Raw genomic sequence first — 16481 nt, 5'->3', positions numbered from 1 at the left:
CGCCGTCATCGTGGCCGTCCGTCCGGCGTTTTCGGCCCCTCCGAGTCGTGGACGACCACCTCGCCCGGCCCGGCGTCGACCGGCGCGTACGCCTCACGGACGCCGATGGCCTCCTCCAGTTCCCGGATCGCCCGCGCTTTGAGCGCCGCCGCCAGTTCCTCGGCGTCGGCACGGGAAATGTCGCGGCCGAGGCCCTCACACTCGTGGGCGCGGACCATCCCCGCCTCGTCGACGGCCTCGCCCATGGGCTGGCTCGTCCCGCCGAGGGCGACGCTGAACGGATACGTCTCACAGATCAGCGGGCGATCCTCGTGGACGGTACACCGTCCCTCGCCCTCGCTCTCCTCGTAGAACGTGCAGTCGCCGCAGGCGCCCGTCTGCAGCGCCCACTCGAACGTCTCGCCCTCGGAACCGTCCTCTCCCTCTGTCAGCCCGTACGGCATCGGCCGCGCCACGTCCCGCCAGTCGTAGTCGGTGGCCGCCTGCAGGTCCCGCACCTCGTCGGGAAAGACGGTGGCGGTGTGGGGGTCGTCCGCCTCCGCCTTACAGCAGGCCCCACAGCGCGTACACTCGAAGCCGATCGACTCGATGGCGTCGGCCAGTGCGTCGACGTCGAGGGCCCGCGCCCCGTCGAGTTCGGTTTCGAGCGGGTCCATACGTCCGGTGGGTGATCGAGGGGAAAAACGTCGTCGGCTACGCCAGCCCGATCCGCCCCGTCTCGGGGTCGAACCGCACCCGCCCCTCGACGGCGAGTTTGTTGAGGTGGGCGCGAACCGTCGCGGCCGCCAGATCCCGGAGGTCGCCCAGGTCGCGGTCGTAGGCCGCGTCGACGACGGCGTCGACCGACGCCGCGCCGTCGTCGACAGCCCGTTCGACCAGTCGCTCGCGATCCAGCCGGTGGGCATAGAGGCGGTGGATGACTGCCCGTGGCTCGTCGATCACGGGGCCGTGTCCCGGATACAGGCGAGGCGGATCGCGAGCGATGAGTCGGCGGAGGGCGACGAGATACGCCCGGACGTCGCCCTCGGGGGCGGCGACGGCGACGCTGCCCGTCGCGACCGCGAGGTCGCCCGAGAGGACGCCGGCGTCGGTCTCGAAGGCGACGTGGTCGGGCGCGTGTCCGGGCGTATCGAGGACGGTCAGATCGCCCACGCGGTCCCCCTCGGCGAACGTCCGGTCGGGGGGACGGCCGGTCGCGGCTTCGAACCGTGCCTCGCGGCCGCGGCGCGCCCACACCGTCGCTCCCGTCTCGGCGGCGTAGCCCGCGACGGCACCGACGTGGTCGGGGTGGGCGTGGGTGATCGCGACGTGGTCGACGCGACGCTCCGCGACGGCGGCGTCGAGGGCGTGGGTACGGGCGGCGGGGTCGACGAGTACCGATCCCGCGAGGTAGGCGTTCGTCTCGCCGCCGGCCGTCGTCTCGGTCGGGACCGGGACGCGCCTGATCGTCGCCGTCACTTCTCGATGATGCTCTCCTCGACCGCCTCGCCGAAGTGCCGGGCCACGTCTTCGTAGTAGACGAGGATTTCGTCGCCGGCCTCCAGATCCGTGACGGCCGTCCGACCCTCGCGGGTGTGGACCTTGATCGTCTCGGCGTTCTGGAGGAGCGTCTCGATGCGGTCGACGCCGTCCCCCGCCTCGACTTCGGCCTGGACGCGGAACATCGGACGCTTCTCGATCTTGACGCGCCCGACGACCGCCTTGCGGGTGTCGCCGTCGGTGTCGACGACCTGCACCTCGTCGCCGCTCGCCAGTTCCGAGAGGTACTGCGTGCCGCCGCCGGGCGAGCGGACGTAGGCGTGGACGGCGCCCGCGTTCACCCGGAAGGGTCGGGAGGCGACGTAGGGGGAGTCGGCAGTCTCCGCGTGGACGAAAAAGAGGCCACGGGACATCGACCCCACGAGCATCCCCTCCGAGCCCTCCATGAGCGACCCCGTATCGACACAGACCCGGTCGGCCATTCCGGTTCGCTCGACGGCCGTCACCTCGGCGTACTGCAGGTCGAGGTGTTCGCGGTCGGCGGCGTCGCGCACCTCGCAGGTCGAGCGGATCTCGTCGGGATCGCTCGAGTCCAGCAGGACGCCGTCGGCGCCGAGTTCCAGCGTCTCGAAGGCCGTCCGGGCCTCCTCGGCGGTGGTGACGCCCGCGATGAGGTCAGTCTCCGAGCCGATGCGGGCGATCAGGTTCTCCAGGGGGATGATCGTCCAGTCCTCGCCGACGACGATGGTGTAGTCGGCGTCCTCGGCTGCGGCCTCGGCGAAGGCCTCGTACTCCTCGTCGAGGATGCGGACGTAGGCGCCCTGCGCCCGGTCGTCGTCCCGCCGGAGCGTCGTGAGGTCGGCCGACCCGGAGAAGTCGGGCGGGAGGTCGACCGTGCCGTCGCCCTCGCCGTTCTTGCCGACGATGTAGGCGTCGGCGACGGCGCTCTCGCTCTCGGCGTCCTCGACGAGATCGGCGTCGGAGCGGAAGGCCGCGACGTTCACGTCGCCGAGTTCGCGCACCCGGGCCACGTCCGTCTCGTCGACGAGCACCCAGTCGACGCCGGCTTCGAGGCCGGCGGTGATGCGCTCCGTTCGTTCCTCCCAGTCGCCGACGTCGCCGTCGGCTTTCAGCCACACGCTCCGTGTCATTACCCCCACCACAACCGGCCCGGGCTTCAACGTGGCGGATGCTACGCTTCGAGCAGCCCGCCGCGTCGCATCGCCTCGTCGACGCCCGCGTTCTCGTGGACGACCGCGGAGATGGCGCGGGTGATGGCGCCGGGGTCGTCGTGCTGGAAGATGGACCGGCCCATGGAGACGCCGGCGGCGCCGCCGTCCATCGCCCCGCGGACCATCTCGACGGTCTGGCGGTCCGTGCCGCGACTCCCGCCGGCGATGACGACCGGCAGGCGCGTCCCCGCACAGACGGGGGCGAAACTGTCGCCGTCGCCGCTGTACCCCGTCTTCACCACGTCCGCGCCGAGTTCCTCGGCGAGGCGGACGGCGTGGGCGAGCGCCTCGGGGTCGTCCTCGTCGATATCCGGCCCGCGGGCGTAGGCCATCGCGAGCGTCGGCACCCCAAGTTCCTCGGCGCGTTGGGTCAGCTGTGCGAGATCCGTCAACTGCTCCGGTTCGTACTGGGAGCCGACGTTGATGTGGAAGGAGACGGCGTCGGCACCGGCCCGGAGCGCCGCCTCGACGGTCCCCGTCCGGCGCTTGTCGTCCTCGTCTGGGCCGATGTTCGTCGACCCGTTGAGGTGGACGACGTAGCCCGCCCCGTTCTTGGAGTCGTGGACGCGGGGGGCGATGCCCTTCTGCGTGAGGACGGCGTCGGCCCCCCCGTCGGTGACGGCGTCGATGGTCGACTCGATGTCGGCCAGCCCCTTGACCGGCCCCATCGTGAGGCCGTGATCCATCGGGACGATCAGGTACCGGTCGTCCGTCGAGATGCGTCGGAGGCGCGCGCGTGTTCCCGTGTTCATCAGTATGTTACCCTGTACCAGTGGTGCTTATGTACGTTCCGGATGCGGACGTTCGTTCCCCGTCGCCCCCCGGAGCGCACCCTCCTTCAGTTCGCGGGCCTTGCCCTCCAGTTTGCTCGCCACCGTCACGGCCGGGTCGCCGCGCTCGGCGCCCGTGGCGACGATGTCGACGAGCGCGGAGCCGACGATGACGCCGTCGGCGCCCGCCTCGATCACTCGCTGGGCGTGCTCGCCCGTCGAGATACCGAAACCGACGGCTTTCGGAACGTCCCAGTCCGCGATCCGTTCGAGGCTCTCCGCGGTCCGGTCGGAGACGTCAGTACGCGCCCCGGTCGTCCCGAGACGTGCCTGGACGTAGACGTAGCCGGACACCTGCGACATGATCCGCTCCAGGCGCTCGCCGCGGGTCGTCGGCGCGACGATGAATATCAGTTCGCAGTCGTGGGCGTCACACGCCTCGCGGAGCGGTCCGGCCTCCTCGGCGGGCAGGTCGGGGACGACGAACCCCTCGATTCCCGCCTCGGCGGCCCGGCGGACGAAGTCGGCGGGGCCGCCGCCCTCGCCGAACTGGTAGATCAGGTTGTAGTAGGTCATACAGACCAGCGGGACGTCCACGTCGAGGTCCTCGACGAACTCGAAGTAGCGTGTGGGCGTCATTCCCGCCTCGAGCGCGCGGACGATGGCGCTCTGGATGGTCGGTCCCTCGGCGATGGGTTCGGAGAAGGGCAATCCGAGTTCGATCACGTCGGCGCCACCCCGTTCCAGCGCTTCGACGTAGGCGAGCGAGGACTCGTAGTCGGGATCACCGGCCGCGAGGTAGGGGACGAACCCCGGGCCGTCCGCGAACGCGTCGGCGATGCGGCTCACTGGAACCCCCCCGTCGTCTCGAACGTGTTGATGTCGGGCGCCCCCTCGATGTCGCGACCGTGGGTCTCTTCGAGGACGGTTTCGAGGTCCTTGTCGCCTCGGCCGGAGACGTTGAGCAGGATCACCTCGCCCAGTTCGTCGTGGTGCTCCTCGACGTAGCCGACGGCGTGGGCGGATTCGAGCGCGGGGATGATCCCCTCCAGTTGCGAGAGGCGGTGGAAGCCCTCGAGCGCGGGGTCGTCGGCGACGTTGACCGCGTGGACCCGGCCCCGGTCGACCAGGTCAGCGAGTTCCGGACCGACGCCGGCGTAGTCGAGGCCGGCGGAGACACTGTGGGACTCCATGATCTGTCCGTCGCGATCCTGCAGGATCCGGGTGCGCGAGCCGTGGAGGATACCCTCCGTCCCCGTCGAGAGCGTCGCCGAGTTGGGGGCGACGCCCGCCTCCTCGTCCACGTCGAGGCTACTGCCGCCGGCCTCGACGGCGTACAGGTCCACATCCTCGTCGTCGACGAACTCCGCGAACAGACCCATCGTGTTCGACCCGCCGCCCGCACAGGTGAGCACCGAATCGGGGAGTCGGCCGGCCCTCTCGCGAATCTGCTCGCGTGCCTCCTCGGAGATGACCCGCTGGAAGTCACGCACCATCGCCGGGAACGGGTGGGGGCCGACGACCGAGCCGATGACGTAGTGGGTGTCCTCGACGTTCGTCGCCCAGTCCCGCATCGTCTCGCTGATCGCCTCCTTCAGGGTTCCGCGCCCGACCGTCACGGGGGTGACCTCGGCCCCGTTGAGACGCATCCGGAAGACGTTGGGGCGCTGACGGTTGATGTCCCGCCGGCCCATATACACCTCACAGGGCATCCCGAGGTGGGCACACGCCATCGCCGTCGCCGTGCCGTGTTGCCCGGCCCCCGTCTCGGCGATGATCCGCTCTTTGCCCATGTACTTCGCCAAGAGTACCTGACCGAGCGCGTTGTTGAGTTTGTGCGCGCCGCCGTGGAGCAGGTCCTCGCGTTTGAGATACACCTCCACGTCGTACCGTTCCGAGAGTCGATCCGCACGCTGAAGGGGCGTCGGCCGACCACCGAAGTCGGCCAGTCGCTCCCTGAACTCGTCCATGAACCCGTCCTCGTTGTCGAGGACGTACCGCTCGTATGCGTCTTCCAGTTCCTCGATGGCGGGCATCAATGCCTCGGGAACGTACTGTCCGCCGTACTCGCCGAACTTGCCTGTGTGAGAACTCATGCTGTGGTGAATCGCCGCACGTTCGCCGTCACGTCGCCGTCCATGATCGCACTCCCGATCAGCAGGGCGTCGGCACCCGCCGCGCGCATCCGCCGCACGTCCGCGACCGAGCCGATCCCACTCTCCGCGATCAGCGTCACGTCGTCGGGCACCGCGGGCGCGAGCGACTCGAAGGTGTCGAGATCGACCTCAAGTTGGCCCAAATCGCGGTTGTTGACGCCGATCAGCCCCGCACCCGCCGCGACGGCCCTGTCGAGTTCCGCCCGCGTGTGTACCTCGACCAGCGGCTGGAACCCCCGGTCCTCGGCGGCCGTCAGGAGACCGGACAGGTCGTCCACGAATCGAGCGATCAACAGGACCAGGTCCGACGCCACGAGGTCGAGTTGGGTCTCGGTGAGGATAAAGTCCTTGCGAAGCACTGGCACGTCGACCGCCGCCCGAACGCGTTCCAGCGACGCTGGCGACCCGCCGAAATGCTCGGGTTCGGTCAGTACCGACAGCGCCGCCGCCCCGCCGTCGACCATCGCCTCGGCGAGGGCCACGGGGTCGTCGTCCCGCCGCACCCCGGTCGTCGGACTGGTCGGTTTCACCTCCGCGATCACCGGCACCCGGCCGTCGGCCTCCGCGGTACGAAGAGCTTCCCCGAAGGGACGGGCGTCGACCGACACGCGCTCCCCGCCGCCCGACCGCTCCCGGGCGGCGTCCAGAATCGAGCGCACCGCAGGCGCCAGTTCTCCACCATTAGCGTCCATCATTGTACACTAACGGACTGATTTGCACATAAGCCTTGCGTCCCAGATGGCGTGGACGACCGACGGCAACCCATATGGGTGTCCCGGCCGTCCACGCGATCATGGAAGGACTTTGCGCGCGCGAGGCCCCGACGCTGGGGCGAGCGGTCCAGGTGGGTATCGCTGGCGACCGGGTCATGGGCGTCTCCTTTCCCGAGACGGTACCCGCAGACGCCGACCCCGAGCACCCCCTGCTCGATCGGGTGTTCGACTACCTCGATGGGGCCACGGATCACTTCGACGACGTCGCGGTGGCGCTCACCGTCCCGACCGAACAGCGGGCGGTCCTCGAAGCGGCGCGGAACGTCCCGTACGGCGAGACGGTGGACGTGGCGCGCCTGGCGCGTCTGGCCGGTCTCGACGACGACGACGAGGACGACCTCGACACTGTACGGACGGCCCTCCGGGAGAACCCGGTGCCGTTGTTCATCCCCGACCACCGGATCGCCGGCCCTGGAGCGACGCCCGCCGACGTGGCCGACCGACTCCGCGACCTAGAGGCCGATAGTAGCGATTGAAGGTCGTTGCACCGCTGATCGCAGTACCGTATACGACCGGCTGGGCAACCAGTTTCAATCGCTACTATAACCCTCGTTGACGACGAACTCCAGTGCGTTCACCAGATAGTGAGCGACCACGACGGTGACCAGGCTCCCCGTGACGACGAAGGCGGCGGCGAGGACGAATCCGAGAGCCCCGGTGACGACGATGCCCGCACGTCCCTGCGCGCCGTGGCCGAAGGCGAAAGCGACCGACGAGCAGGCGGCCAAGAGCCACGGTGAGAGGCCAAAGCCCGCCGCGAACGCGCCGACGAGGACGCCCCGGAAGAGGAGTTCCTCGAAGCCGGCGACGAGCGGGAGGACGATCAGGAGGAGCACCGCCCAGCCGGCGGCCGAGTCCGGGGCCATCGCTCGCCGGAGGGCCGTCGAATCGCCGAGTCCGAAGCGGTCGCCGAGCCGCGAGCCGACGGCGTTGACGCCGTGGAGGGTGACACCGAGGACGACGCCGGAGCCGAGATTCGGGAGCCCGAACGCCGCTCCCGAGAGTCCGAACGCTACCGCCGGGATCCCGGCCAGCCACGCCCCGACCAGCAGGAGAGAGGCGAAAACACTCTGGGAGACGACCACGTTCGCGAGCAGCGCCGGCGTCGGGAGGGTCGTGTGAGACCGCGTCTGGGCGTCGGCGGGCGCGTCGACGACGCGGTCCGAGAGGGTCGCCGGAAAGTCGTCGTCGTTCGACGAAGCGACGACGCCGGTCGATGCGCGCGCGAGGAGAAGTAGACCGCCGAGGACGACGCCGACGAAGCCGGCGAACGCCCCCCACTGCGGCACGACTACTGGGGACTGGGGCTGCTCGGGCCCTGACTGACGCTCTGCTGGTCGAGCGCCGATCCGGTGATGTCCTTGAGTCGATCGACCAGCGAGTCCTTCTCGGGTTCGCCTTCGAGCGCCACGTCGAGGACCTCGCTGATGTGGCTGACGGGGATGATCTCGACCATCTCCTCGTACTCGTCTTCGATCATCACGTCCTGCAGGTTAGCCTCGGGGATGATGACCCGATCCATGCCGGTCTTGGCGGCGGCCTCGATCTTGTGCGTGACGCCCCCGACCGGTAGGACGTCACCACGAACCGAGAGCGACCCGGTCATCGCCAGCGACTGGTCGACGCCGACGCCTTCGAGGGCGCTGATGACCGCCGTCGCGACGGTGATGGAAGCGGAGTCGCCGTCGACGCCGCCCTCACCCGCCTGGACGAACTGGATGTGGATGTCCTTCTGGGTGATGTCCTCGTCGGAGAACTTCTTGATGATGGCCGAGACGTTGGAGACCGCCTCCTGGGCCATCTCCTTCAGTTGGCCGGTGGCGATGACCTCACCCGGCCCCTGCGAGGGCGTCACCTCCGCCATGACCGGAAGGACGATACCGGAGTCCTCGCCCATGACGGCCAGTCCGTTGACGCGGCCGACGACGAACCCCTCGCTGACCTGGAGTTCGTAATCCTTGCGCCGCTGGATGTAGTCGTCCGCGAGCTGCTGTTCGATGCTCCGGGACCGCCCTTTCGCCTGCAGGATGTGGTCCCGGGTGGTGTAGTCGGCGTCGTCCGCTCGGGCGATGTCGCCAGCGACGCGGACCAGGCCGCCGAGGTTCCGTAGCTTGAGCGTCAGGTGGCCCTTCCGGCCGGCGCGGCGGCGCGCCTCGAGGATAACCTCACCGATGGCGTCGTCGGTGAAGTGGGGAAGGCGGCCGTCCTTTTCGACCTCCTGGGCGATGAACCGGGCGTACTTCCGGCGCATCTCCGGAGTGTCCTCGATGGTGTCGTCCATGTACACCTCGTAGCCGTACCCCTTGATGCGCGAGCGGAGCGCGGGGTGCATGTTCTCCATCGCGTCGAGGTTCCCCGCGGCGATCATGACGAAGTCACAGGGGACGGGTTCGGTCTGGACCATCGCACCCGAGGAGCGCTCGGACTGGCCCGTGATCCCGAACTCGCCCTCCTGGATCGCGGTCATGAGATGCTGCTGGGAGCGGACGTCGAGCGTGTTGATCTCGTCGACGAACAACACGCCCTTGTTGGCCTTGTGGATGGCGCCGGGTTCGACCCGGTCGTGAGACGGCGTCTCCATCCCACCGGACTGGAAGGGGTCGTGGCGGACGTCGCCCAGCAGCGCACCGGCGTGAGCACCCGTGGCGTCCTCGAACGGCGCGGTCTGCTGATCGGCCGTGTTCACGATCAGGTTCGGGATCATCGCGTCCGAGCCACGGGAGCCGTAGCGGAACGCGAGGTAGATGATCCCGGCCGCGAGGATACCGAGCAGGATGTTGCCGGCGATGATCAGCGAGTAGCCGAGGACGATGGCGATGATAATCCACATCAGGAACGAGCGCATCTGGTTGCGCTTGCGGGCCTCCTCCTTGTGGGCCTCGACGATCTGGTCGCCCTTTCCCGACGGGACGGTTCGCACCTTCGGCTCGTTGCCGTCGTCGGGGTTGTGGTAGACGAGAACGTCCTGTAGCTCCTCCTGGGGGAGGAGTTCACTCATCGCCTTCGCGAGCATCGACTTGCCCGTGCCGGGCGAGCCGATCATCATGACGTGCCGGCGCTGTTTGGCCGCCTTCATCACGACGTCGCGGGCGTGTTCCTGTCCGATCACCTGATCGACGAGTCGGTCCGGGACCCGGATCTCGGCGGTCGAGTCGATCTTGAGCCCGCCGAGGAGGCCGTCCTCCGCGTCCTCGTCGATTTCGGCGTCGATACGGACGTCGCTCCCGAGATCGTCGATGGACCGGTCGTCCGAGTCATCGACGGCCTCCCCGTTTCCGGACGGGACAGGGACGTCATCTTCCCATTCGTCGGCCCCACCGTCGTCGCGGGGCGGGTCGTCGACCCGCTCCGTGGCGTCGCCGGACTCGGTCCGGCCGTTCGAGGACCGTCCGTCCTCGCCATCGGCGGGGCGCTCGTCCGTGTTCGTGTCGTCGTTCATAGAACGGTGTCGTTGGTCGAACTGAAGGGTTTGCAACTGATATACTTTCTCCCCCCAAGATCAGCTCCGAAGCGCGAAGAACTCGCGTTTGAGCCACTCTACCGTCTGAATAGACGCCGTACGGCAACTCGCCGAATTTATAAACACGCGCACATAGGTCGTCAACCATGCGGGGGTTCTACATCGGCCGGTTCCAGCCGTATCACGACGGCCACCATCGAATGGTCGAGGAGATCGTCTCGGAGGTGGACGAACTCGTCCTCGGGATCGGCTCCGCCGGACACTCCCACACGCGCCGCGATCCCTTCACGGCCGGCGAACGTGTGATGATGGTCACGAAGTCAGTCGCCGAGTTCGACCGCACGAGCTACGTCGTCCCCATCGAGGACCTCGATCGAAACTCCGTCTGGGTGAGTCACGTCCAGAGCATGGCGCCCTCCTTCGACGTCGCTTACTCCAACAACCCACTCGTCATCCAACTGTTCGAGGAGGCCGGCGTCGAGGTGCGGCAATCGCCCATGTTCAACCGGGACGTCCTCGAAGGGACGGAGCTCCGTGAGCGCATGGTCGAGGGCGGCGAGTGGCGCCACCTCGTCCCCGACCCAGTGGTCGACGTGATCCGGGAGATCGGCGGTATCGAACGCATCCAGCGCGTGAGCGAGACAGACACGTGACGATCACCCTCGCCTCCGACTTCGGCACCCCGTATCCGGCCGCGATGAAGGGCGTACTCCTCCGAGAGAGCGACGCCCGCTTGGTCGACGTGACCCACGACCTCCCGCGCGGCGCGATCCGCGAGTCTGCGTTCTGGCTCCGCGAGACGCTCCCGACGTTCCCACCGGCGACCCACCTCGCGGTGGTCGATCCGGGCGTCGGCACCGACCGCGGCGTCCTGGTTGGTCGCGCGAAGGGTCATACGTTCGTCGGCCCGGACAACGGCCTTCTCGTCCCCGCGGCACGGCGGATCGCCGGCGACGAGGCCGTCGACTGGTTCGCGGCCGATCCCGGCGATCCAGCCTCCAGTACGTTCCACGGACGGGACGTGTTCGCCCCCCTCGCGGCGACGGTTCACGAAACCGTCCGATCCCGGGGGATCGACGCGCTCGGCGACTTGGGACGCCTGTCGCCGACCGACCCGTCGGGACTCCGTCTCCCCGAGGCGACCGTCGAGGCCGACGCCGCGTCCGGCGAGGTGCTCGCGATCGACGATTTCGGGAACGTCGTCACGAACGTGGCCGGAAAGTTCCTGGACGGTCGGGAGGCGGTGACGGTGAACGGCGACCGGGTGCCCGTGGCCGAAACGTTCGCGTCGGTCGATGCAGGCGATCCGCTGGCCACCGTCGGGAGCCACGGCTACGTCGAGTGTGACGTGAACCGCGGCAGCGGAGCGGTGTGGTTCGGACTCTCGGTCGGCGACGCGGTTCGGATCGCCTGGACCTGACGGGGCGGCGGCTTCCACCCGTCGCTCGACGAGGCGGTGTAACGCCACGGCCGTTCGGGGTGATTAGCGCCAGTCGTAGCGGGCGACGGCGCGATCCGATCGGTCCGAGATGCCGTGAGGATTGCGTGCGGACGAGCGATCCTTGACGCGGGCGATCAGGCCGTCGGCGGCGCCACGGACGACCCCGCTGACGACCGCCCGGCCGGTGGCGAACCACTCGGTCGGATCGAGGTCGCCCCGGAGGACGTCACGCCCGGCAACGAGGGCATCGCGGAGGGCGGGGCGGGTCGTGTCGGCTGCCGTGGCCGGGCGGAGTCCGTAGTTTTTCACGAGGCGGTAGGCGAGCGCCCGATACTCCGCGCCCGGATCCCCGGTGGCGACGCCGCCGTCGGCGGAGTACTCCCGACGGACTCCCATCTCCGGCCGCCAGGCGACTTCGTAGCCGAGGGCGGCCAGTCGGTGGGCGGCGTCGCGATCCCCGCCGGATTCGAGGTATTCGTCGAAGCCGTCGAGGTCGTCGAGGACCGCCCGCCGAAACGCCACGTTGCCACCGTCGAAGTAGGCCACTTCACGGGAGCCGACCGTGCCGTGCTCCGACTCCTCGGTGGTCATGCCGCCGCCGAGCGTGCGGTGGGTCGGTCCCGTGACGACCGACGCGTCGGCCAGTCCGTCGATCACCCCGTCGAGCCACGACGGTTCGACCACGAGGTCATGGCGGAGGTACGCCACCACGTTGCCGCTGGCGGCCGCCAGCCCCGCGTTGCGGGCGATGGCCTCGGTGCGGGTCGATACCTCGACCAACACGTCCACATCGTCCCGGTCGCGAATCATCCCGGTAGTGCCGTCCGTCGACGGGCCGTTGACGACGACGACCTCGGCGTCCGGAACGTGGGTGGCGAGGGTGTCCAAGCCCGCCACGAGGTGGTCCCGGCCGTTGAGGGTAGGTATCACTACCGAGAGCTCCATATCCGAGCACACCGCCTCCGTCGTTATAACGGTTCCCACTCCCCGCTCAGACGTGTGCGTTCCAGTACGAAACTGACGCGAGACGAGTGCCGAGGGACGTGTCGCCGATGCCGGTATCGACGCTTCTGAACGCGCCGGCGAGTCGATTGGGGATCTTTCGGTAGAAGCCGTACGGGAGGACGAAATCGTGACTGGCGTCGACGAGGCGCAGGCCGGCGCCCTCGATGAGTCGTTCGACCTCCTCGCGGCCGTAAAGCCGCGAGCCCATGGGTAGCAACCAGTTGTAGAGTACCCGCGTGCTGCGGTCGTTGAACGTATCGAAGAACACCTGTTCTTTCGAGACGCGGCACATCTCCGCGAGGAACTTCGCCGGGGTGTCCGCGAGGTGGAAAAACCGCATCGCGAAGACGGTGTCGAAGTGATCGTCGGGAAAGGGGAGCCGCGCGGCGTCACCGCGGAGGAACTCGATCCGGTCGGCGACGCCGGCGGCCCGTGCTTTCTCCCGGCCCTGTGACATCATCGCAGAGGAGATGTCCAGACCGACGATGTCCGCCCCGCGTTCGGCCAACATGACGGTGAAACGGCCCGTCCCGCAGGCGATTTCGAGGACCGTCCGATCCTCGATGGGGTTCAGTGCCTCCAGGACGGCCCGTTTTTCGCGGCGGTCGATCAGTCGCCCGCCACGTGAAAACCGCTTGGCGTCGTACTCTTGGGCGACTTCGTCCGTCTGATACCACTCCTCTCCTTTCACGTCTCGCGTCTCTCGGCCGAAGATTAAAACCGTACTGGATGCCGGCCGTGGCTGCGACTCGTCCACCTCTCGTAATAAAGGACATATAAGGTATCCCCGGTGTATGCACGCATATGGAGACAACCTTTACCACCACCGGCCCGGAGTGACGGGTATGAGCACCAGAGCGGCCGACGCCGTCGACGACGATCGACTGACGACAGCCGAATACCGCGAACGACTTCGCGAACTCCCACCGAGTGCGAAGTTGGTCGCCAAGGTGCTAGAGGGGAAATCGCCGCTCTCGCAGGGGCAACTCGCCGAGGAGTCGCTCCTCCCCGACCGGACGGTTCGATACGCACTGAACCGCCTAGAGGAGTCGGGGATCGTCGACTCCCGCTACAGTTTCAAGGACGCCCGCAAACAGGTCTACTCCCTCCGGACGTAACTACTCCTCCCCGTCTCGCGGGCCGGCACACCACGGACAGAACGCTAGCTCCGGATCGAGATCCCGGCCACAGGACGGACACGGAACGGTCGATCCGTCGGACTCGCCTGCCGACCGAACGGTTCCGCCGCCGGTCCCACGCCGGGCGACGACGTACGCGTCGACCGTGTTCAGCGCGAGCAACCCGAGGAGTGGCCCGGTCACGCGGAGCGGGAGCGTCGACAGCGTCGCCGTCTCGGGGTCGGTGAACGAGGCGATCAGAACCAGTCCCGCCCCGAGAACGAGCGAGAACCACGCGAACGCGCGTCCCCACTCCCGGAGGTAGGCGTGGCCCGCACCTCCGATCCCGATCACGGCGCCGGCGACGCTGACGGCCGCCGCGACGACCGCTCGTCGGTTCGTGTCGACCATCGTCTCCCGAACTGAGGCAGCCACGCGCTTATACTCTCGGTTCGTGTGCGTTCATCGCCCGCCGAGTCGTTCGATCAACATTGCGAGGGACGCCAGGTCGTACTGTCCCGGCGCCGTCGCCTCGGCTGGATCGACCGGGGCGTATCCGATCTTCGACCCGTAGAGGGGTGCGACCGCCCGCGTGTGCCGACCGGCCTCGCCCATCGCCATCGTCGCCACCCGGTCGCCGCGGACCGTCGCCGTATGCGTCGCCGACAGCACCGCCAGCGCGTCGCCCGGATCGCGTGCCGTCACCGCCGCCTTGCCGACGTCGCCGAGATCCGCCGCCGACGCGAGCAGGTCGTTCAGCCGCGAGGCCGGGGGCGTCCCCTCGAAGTCGTGGACCGAGGCCACGACGCCGACGCCGCGTTCTCGCGCCGTCGCCGCCACCGCCGCCCCGGCCGACTCCCGCAGACTCGCCAGTTCGACGTCGACGGCCGCCACCGCGTCGTGTGCGCTCGCCGTCTCCAGAACGTCGAGACGCTCCCGCTCCGATCCGTCGGCCTCCCCACCCTCGGCCGGATCGCGGTTCGTCGCGAGAATCGGGAGGTCGCCGTCGTAGTCGTCGAGGGCAGCCAGCGGCGCGTCCGCGAGATCCATTCGAAACTCCACGGCGTCGGCGTGGGGACGGGCCGCCGGTTCGTCCGAGAGGTCGGCCGTCGCCGCCGCGAGGATCAGCGAGTCGAACTCCATGGCTCACCCTTCGGGGGCCGCGGTAAAGTCGTTCCCGTCCACCGGCTCGTGGTCGACGACGTACCCCCGGCCCTCGTCGGTCGACCGCTCCCTCACGTCGGCGACGACGTACAGCCGGATCCGGCGCTCGGCCTTCGTCACGACGCGAAAGTCGTACCGGTCGGCCTCGTAGCCGCCGTCCCGGTCGGCCATGGCGGACCGGTGGCTCGCCAGCCGCTCGGCGATGCGACGGCGAGACGCCGCCGGCAGGTCCGCGACTCGGTCGTCGAGCGCGGTGAAGAGGTCGCCGTCGAGGTCGTACCCGACCGAGTCGCGGGCGGCGAGCATGGCCGCGAGCATCGTCGTCCCCGTCCCGGCGAAGGGATCGAGCACCCGATCACCGCGGACCGAGAACATCCGGATCAGGCGCAACGGAATCTCGACCGGAAAGGCCGCGGAGCGGTCGCGACGCTCCTCGCCGCCGCTCAGTTCCTGTCCCTCCCCCCGTACCTCCCACAGGTCCGAGAACCACTCGTTGCGTTCCTCCCAGAAGAAGGCACTCTCGTACCGGCGGTCGTCGCCCGGCGGGAACGAGCGCGTCCCACCCTTCCGGAAGAGGAGGATATACTCGTGTTCGAGGGTGACGTAAGCGTTCGGCGGGAGCGTCCCGGAGCCCATGAACTTCGCGAGGCTGTTCGTGGGTTTGCGCCAGAGCACGTCGGGAAGCGGGGTCAGCCCGCGGTCGCGGAAGGCGTCGACGACCCGGGCGTGGTTGGGGAACTGCTGGAACTCGTCGCCGACGGAGCGGGTGGCGTCGCCGACGTTGACACAGGCGATCCCCCCGGGTGCCAGCACGCGCTCGATTTCGTCCCAGACCGCATCGAGCTGGGCGTGCATCAGTTCGAACGCGGCGTCGCCGTCACCCGCCGAAAGCGCCGCACGCACGTCGGGGTCCCGCGCCGCGAAGAGGTCGTCCCAGAGTTCGATCATCGGATACGGGGGCGACGTGACGACGAGGGGGACCGAGCCGTCGGCGAGGCCGTCCATCGAGGCCGCGTCGCCGACGTGAAGCGCGTGTGTGGTCCGCATCGCTACCACGTCCCGGCCCGCCGCAGGTATCGGTGTCGGTTGCCGGGCGAGACGTTCATACGCCCCGACGGCTTGGCTACGACCGTGCCCCCACGTCGCATCGTCTCGCTGGCCCCGGCCGCCACCGCCACGCTCCGCGAACTCGACGCCACCGACCGACTCGTCGGCGTCACGAGCCACTGCCGGGCGGAACTGGACGAGTCGGCCACCCCGGTGGTCCTCGGCGAGTGGCTGACGCCGGACCTCGACCGCCTGGAATCGCTCGATCCCGACCTCGTCTGTACCGGCGACGCCCTCCAGGCCGAGGTGCGGGACGCCATCCGTGACCGTGGCCTCGACGTCCATCACACCGACGCCACGACGCTCGACGACGCCATCGAGGGCTTCGCCGCCCTGGGACGGGCCGTCGGCCGTCCGGCTGCGGGCAGGGAACTGGCCGCCCGCAGCCGCGAGCGGCTGGACCGCCTCCGTGACCGACGGCCCCCGGAGCGACCGACCGTCTACTGCGAGGAGTGGGCCGACCCGCCGATGGCCGCCGGCAACTGGGTCCCCGAGGTGGTCGCCGCCGCCGGCGGTCACTACCCCTTCGTCGACCCCGGCGACCGCTCCAGACGGGTCACCCGCGAGGACGTCGAGGCGGCCGATCCGGACCACGTCGTCCTCCACCTCTGCGGGCACGGGGACGACGTCGACCCCGCGACGGTGACCGACCGAGGGTGGGCGATCGATCCGGCGATCCACGTCGTCGACGATTCCCTGTTGAACCAGCCGAGTCCGAACCTGCTGGACGGCGCCGAACGGCTGGCCGACCTGTTCCACGGGGATCGCTGAGTCCA

Annotated in this window: 19 protein-coding genes; 5 read left to right on the top strand and 14 right to left on the bottom strand. The window is 69.0% G+C overall.

Features of this window, described 5'->3' with window-relative positions:
• Nucleotides 1-5 precede the first annotated feature (5 nt).
• Genes NBT82_RS01890 through trpC form a run of 7 tightly spaced genes read right to left on the bottom strand, consistent with a single transcriptional unit; the run spans nucleotide 6 to nucleotide 6329 of the window.
• The gene (locus NBT82_RS01890) at nucleotides 6-656 is read right to left on the bottom strand and encodes a YkgJ family cysteine cluster protein (protein WP_251329900.1); all 651 of its coding nucleotides are present in this window, start codon (nucleotides 654-656) and stop codon (nucleotides 6-8) included.
• Nucleotides 657-693: 37 nt separating this feature from the next.
• The gene (locus NBT82_RS01885; protein WP_251329899.1) at nucleotides 694-1458 is read right to left on the bottom strand and encodes an MBL fold metallo-hydrolase; all 765 of its coding nucleotides are present in this window, start codon (nucleotides 1456-1458) and stop codon (nucleotides 694-696) included.
• A complete protein-coding gene (locus NBT82_RS01880; protein WP_251329898.1) occupies nucleotides 1455-2630 on the bottom strand; it encodes a 3-dehydroquinate synthase II in 1176 nt (391 codons plus the stop codon). The genes NBT82_RS01885 and NBT82_RS01880 overlap by 4 nt, the downstream gene beginning before the upstream one ends.
• Before the next feature lie 41 nt (nucleotides 2631-2671).
• A complete protein-coding gene (locus NBT82_RS01875) occupies nucleotides 2672-3463 on the bottom strand; it encodes a 2-amino-3,7-dideoxy-D-threo-hept-6-ulosonate synthase (protein ID WP_251329897.1) in 792 nt (263 codons plus the stop codon).
• 27 nt (nucleotides 3464-3490) lie between these two features.
• On the bottom strand, nucleotides 3491-4330 hold the full coding sequence (trpA, locus tag NBT82_RS01870) for a tryptophan synthase subunit alpha (RefSeq protein ID WP_251329896.1): 840 nt from the start codon (nucleotides 4328-4330) through the stop codon (nucleotides 3491-3493).
• Nucleotides 4327-5577, bottom strand: a complete 1251-nt coding sequence (gene trpB / locus NBT82_RS01865) for a tryptophan synthase subunit beta (RefSeq protein ID WP_251329895.1) — start codon at nucleotides 5575-5577, stop codon at nucleotides 4327-4329. Before trpB ends, trpA begins: the two co-directional genes overlap by 4 nt.
• The gene (trpC, locus tag NBT82_RS01860) at nucleotides 5574-6329 is read right to left on the bottom strand and encodes an indole-3-glycerol phosphate synthase (RefSeq protein WP_251331325.1); all 756 of its coding nucleotides are present in this window, start codon (nucleotides 6327-6329) and stop codon (nucleotides 5574-5576) included. Before trpC ends, trpB begins: the two co-directional genes overlap by 4 nt.
• 101 nt (nucleotides 6330-6430) lie before the next feature.
• On the opposite strand from trpC, the gene NBT82_RS01855 reads away from it, so the two are divergent.
• Nucleotides 6431-6886 (top strand): MGMT family protein, encoded by a 456-nt coding sequence (locus NBT82_RS01855; protein WP_251329894.1) that lies wholly within the window; start codon nucleotides 6431-6433, stop codon nucleotides 6884-6886.
• Between the two features lie 54 nt (nucleotides 6887-6940).
• Here the strand turns inward: NBT82_RS01855 and NBT82_RS01850 are convergent, their stop codons facing one another.
• Together NBT82_RS01850 and lonB are read right to left on the bottom strand one after the other, a co-directional pair.
• A complete protein-coding gene (locus NBT82_RS01850; protein ID WP_251329893.1) occupies nucleotides 6941-7699 on the bottom strand; it encodes a CPBP family intramembrane glutamic endopeptidase in 759 nt (252 codons plus the stop codon).
• Nucleotides 7700-7701: 2 nt separating this feature from the next.
• Nucleotides 7702-9849 carry an ATP-dependent protease LonB gene (lonB, locus tag NBT82_RS01845; protein ID WP_251329892.1) on the bottom strand — a complete coding sequence of 716 codons (2148 nt, stop codon included), beginning with the start codon at nucleotides 9847-9849 and terminating at the stop codon, nucleotides 7702-7704.
• A 167-nt stretch (nucleotides 9850-10016) separates the two neighbouring features.
• Here lonB and NBT82_RS01840 point away from each other — a divergent pair, with 167 nt between their 5' ends.
• Together NBT82_RS01840 and NBT82_RS01835 are read left to right on the top strand one after the other, a co-directional pair.
• Nucleotides 10017-10523 carry a nicotinamide-nucleotide adenylyltransferase gene (locus NBT82_RS01840; RefSeq protein ID WP_251329891.1) on the top strand — a complete coding sequence of 169 codons (507 nt, stop codon included), beginning with the start codon at nucleotides 10017-10019 and terminating at the stop codon, nucleotides 10521-10523.
• Nucleotides 10520-11290, top strand: a complete 771-nt coding sequence (locus NBT82_RS01835) for an SAM hydrolase/SAM-dependent halogenase family protein (RefSeq protein ID WP_256476665.1) — start codon at nucleotides 10520-10522, stop codon at nucleotides 11288-11290. Before NBT82_RS01840 ends, NBT82_RS01835 begins: the two co-directional genes overlap by 4 nt.
• Before the next feature lie 63 nt (nucleotides 11291-11353).
• Here the strand turns inward: NBT82_RS01835 and NBT82_RS01830 are convergent, their stop codons facing one another.
• Both NBT82_RS01830 and NBT82_RS01825 read right to left on the bottom strand, forming a co-directional pair.
• Complete coding sequence (locus NBT82_RS01830; protein WP_251329890.1) at nucleotides 11354-12256, bottom strand: glycosyltransferase family 2 protein; 903 nt, start codon at nucleotides 12254-12256, stop codon at nucleotides 11354-11356.
• Nucleotides 12257-12302: 46 nt separating this feature from the next.
• Entirely contained in the window at nucleotides 12303-13007 is a 705-nt protein-coding gene (locus NBT82_RS01825) for a class I SAM-dependent methyltransferase (protein ID WP_251329889.1), read from the bottom strand.
• A 154-nt stretch (nucleotides 13008-13161) separates the two neighbouring features.
• Between NBT82_RS01825 and NBT82_RS01820 the strand changes: the two genes are divergently transcribed.
• Nucleotides 13162-13434, top strand: coding sequence for a helix-turn-helix domain-containing protein (locus tag NBT82_RS01820; protein ID WP_251329888.1), 273 nt, complete (start codon nucleotides 13162-13164; stop codon nucleotides 13432-13434).
• Here NBT82_RS01820 and NBT82_RS01815 read toward each other — a convergent pair whose 3' ends face one another.
• Genes NBT82_RS01815 through NBT82_RS01805 form a run of 3 tightly spaced genes read right to left on the bottom strand, consistent with a single transcriptional unit; the run spans nucleotide 13435 to nucleotide 15645 of the window.
• Nucleotides 13435-13845 (bottom strand): zinc ribbon domain-containing protein, encoded by a 411-nt coding sequence (locus tag NBT82_RS01815; RefSeq protein WP_251329887.1) that lies wholly within the window; start codon nucleotides 13843-13845, stop codon nucleotides 13435-13437. It abuts the gene before it with no gap.
• Between the two features lie 51 nt (nucleotides 13846-13896).
• Nucleotides 13897-14577 (bottom strand): type I 3-dehydroquinate dehydratase, encoded by a 681-nt coding sequence (locus NBT82_RS01810; protein WP_251329886.1) that lies wholly within the window; start codon nucleotides 14575-14577, stop codon nucleotides 13897-13899.
• A 3-nt stretch (nucleotides 14578-14580) separates the two neighbouring features.
• Nucleotides 14581-15645 carry a DNA-methyltransferase gene (locus NBT82_RS01805; RefSeq protein ID WP_251329885.1) on the bottom strand — a complete coding sequence of 355 codons (1065 nt, stop codon included), beginning with the start codon at nucleotides 15643-15645 and terminating at the stop codon, nucleotides 14581-14583.
• Between the two features lie 84 nt (nucleotides 15646-15729).
• On the opposite strand from NBT82_RS01805, the gene NBT82_RS01800 reads away from it, so the two are divergent.
• The gene (locus tag NBT82_RS01800) at nucleotides 15730-16476 is read left to right on the top strand and encodes a helical backbone metal receptor (protein WP_251329884.1); all 747 of its coding nucleotides are present in this window, start codon (nucleotides 15730-15732) and stop codon (nucleotides 16474-16476) included.
• Nucleotides 16477-16481 lie beyond the last annotated feature (5 nt).

It is taken from the genome of Haloplanus sp. HW8-1 (assembly GCF_023703795.1).
Classification (GTDB): Archaea; Halobacteriota; Halobacteria; order Halobacteriales; family Haloferacaceae; genus Haloplanus; species Haloplanus pelagicus.
The sequence above is the reverse complement of the archived record's forward strand: the minus strand, read 5'-3'. Positions and strand labels throughout refer to the sequence as shown.

Bases quoted from the DNA above. Each gene is read 5' to 3' on its own strand.
- NBT82_RS01890 (WP_251329900.1), bottom strand. From the start codon at position 656: ATGGACCCGCTCGAAACCGAACTCGACGGGGCGCGGGCCCTCGACGTC.
- NBT82_RS01880 (WP_251329898.1), bottom strand. From the start codon at position 2,630: ATGACACGGAGCGTGTGGCTGAAAGCCGACGGCGACGTCGGCGACTGG.
- NBT82_RS01875 (WP_251329897.1), bottom strand. From the start codon at position 3,463: ATGAACACGGGAACACGCGCGCGCCTCCGACGCATCTCGACGGACGAC.
- trpB (WP_251329895.1), bottom strand. From the start codon at position 5,577: ATGAGTTCTCACACAGGCAAGTTCGGCGAGTACGGCGGACAGTACGTT.
- trpC (WP_251331325.1), bottom strand. From the start codon at position 6,329: ATGGACGCTAATGGTGGAGAACTGGCGCCTGCGGTGCGCTCGATTCTG.
- NBT82_RS01855 (WP_251329894.1), top strand. From the start codon at position 6,431: ATGGAAGGACTTTGCGCGCGCGAGGCCCCGACGCTGGGGCGAGCGGTC.
- lonB (WP_251329892.1), bottom strand. From the start codon at position 9,849: ATGAACGACGACACGAACACGGACGAGCGCCCCGCCGATGGCGAGGAC.
- NBT82_RS01840 (WP_251329891.1), top strand. From the start codon at position 10,017: ATGCGGGGGTTCTACATCGGCCGGTTCCAGCCGTATCACGACGGCCAC.
- NBT82_RS01830 (WP_251329890.1), bottom strand. From the start codon at position 12,256: ATGGAGCTCTCGGTAGTGATACCTACCCTCAACGGCCGGGACCACCTC.
- NBT82_RS01820 (WP_251329888.1), top strand. From the start codon at position 13,162: ATGAGCACCAGAGCGGCCGACGCCGTCGACGACGATCGACTGACGACA.
- NBT82_RS01815 (WP_251329887.1), bottom strand. From the start codon at position 13,845: ATGGTCGACACGAACCGACGAGCGGTCGTCGCGGCGGCCGTCAGCGTC.
- NBT82_RS01810 (WP_251329886.1), bottom strand. From the start codon at position 14,577: ATGGAGTTCGACTCGCTGATCCTCGCGGCGGCGACGGCCGACCTCTCG.
- NBT82_RS01805 (WP_251329885.1), bottom strand. From the start codon at position 15,645: ATGCGGACCACACACGCGCTTCACGTCGGCGACGCGGCCTCGATGGAC.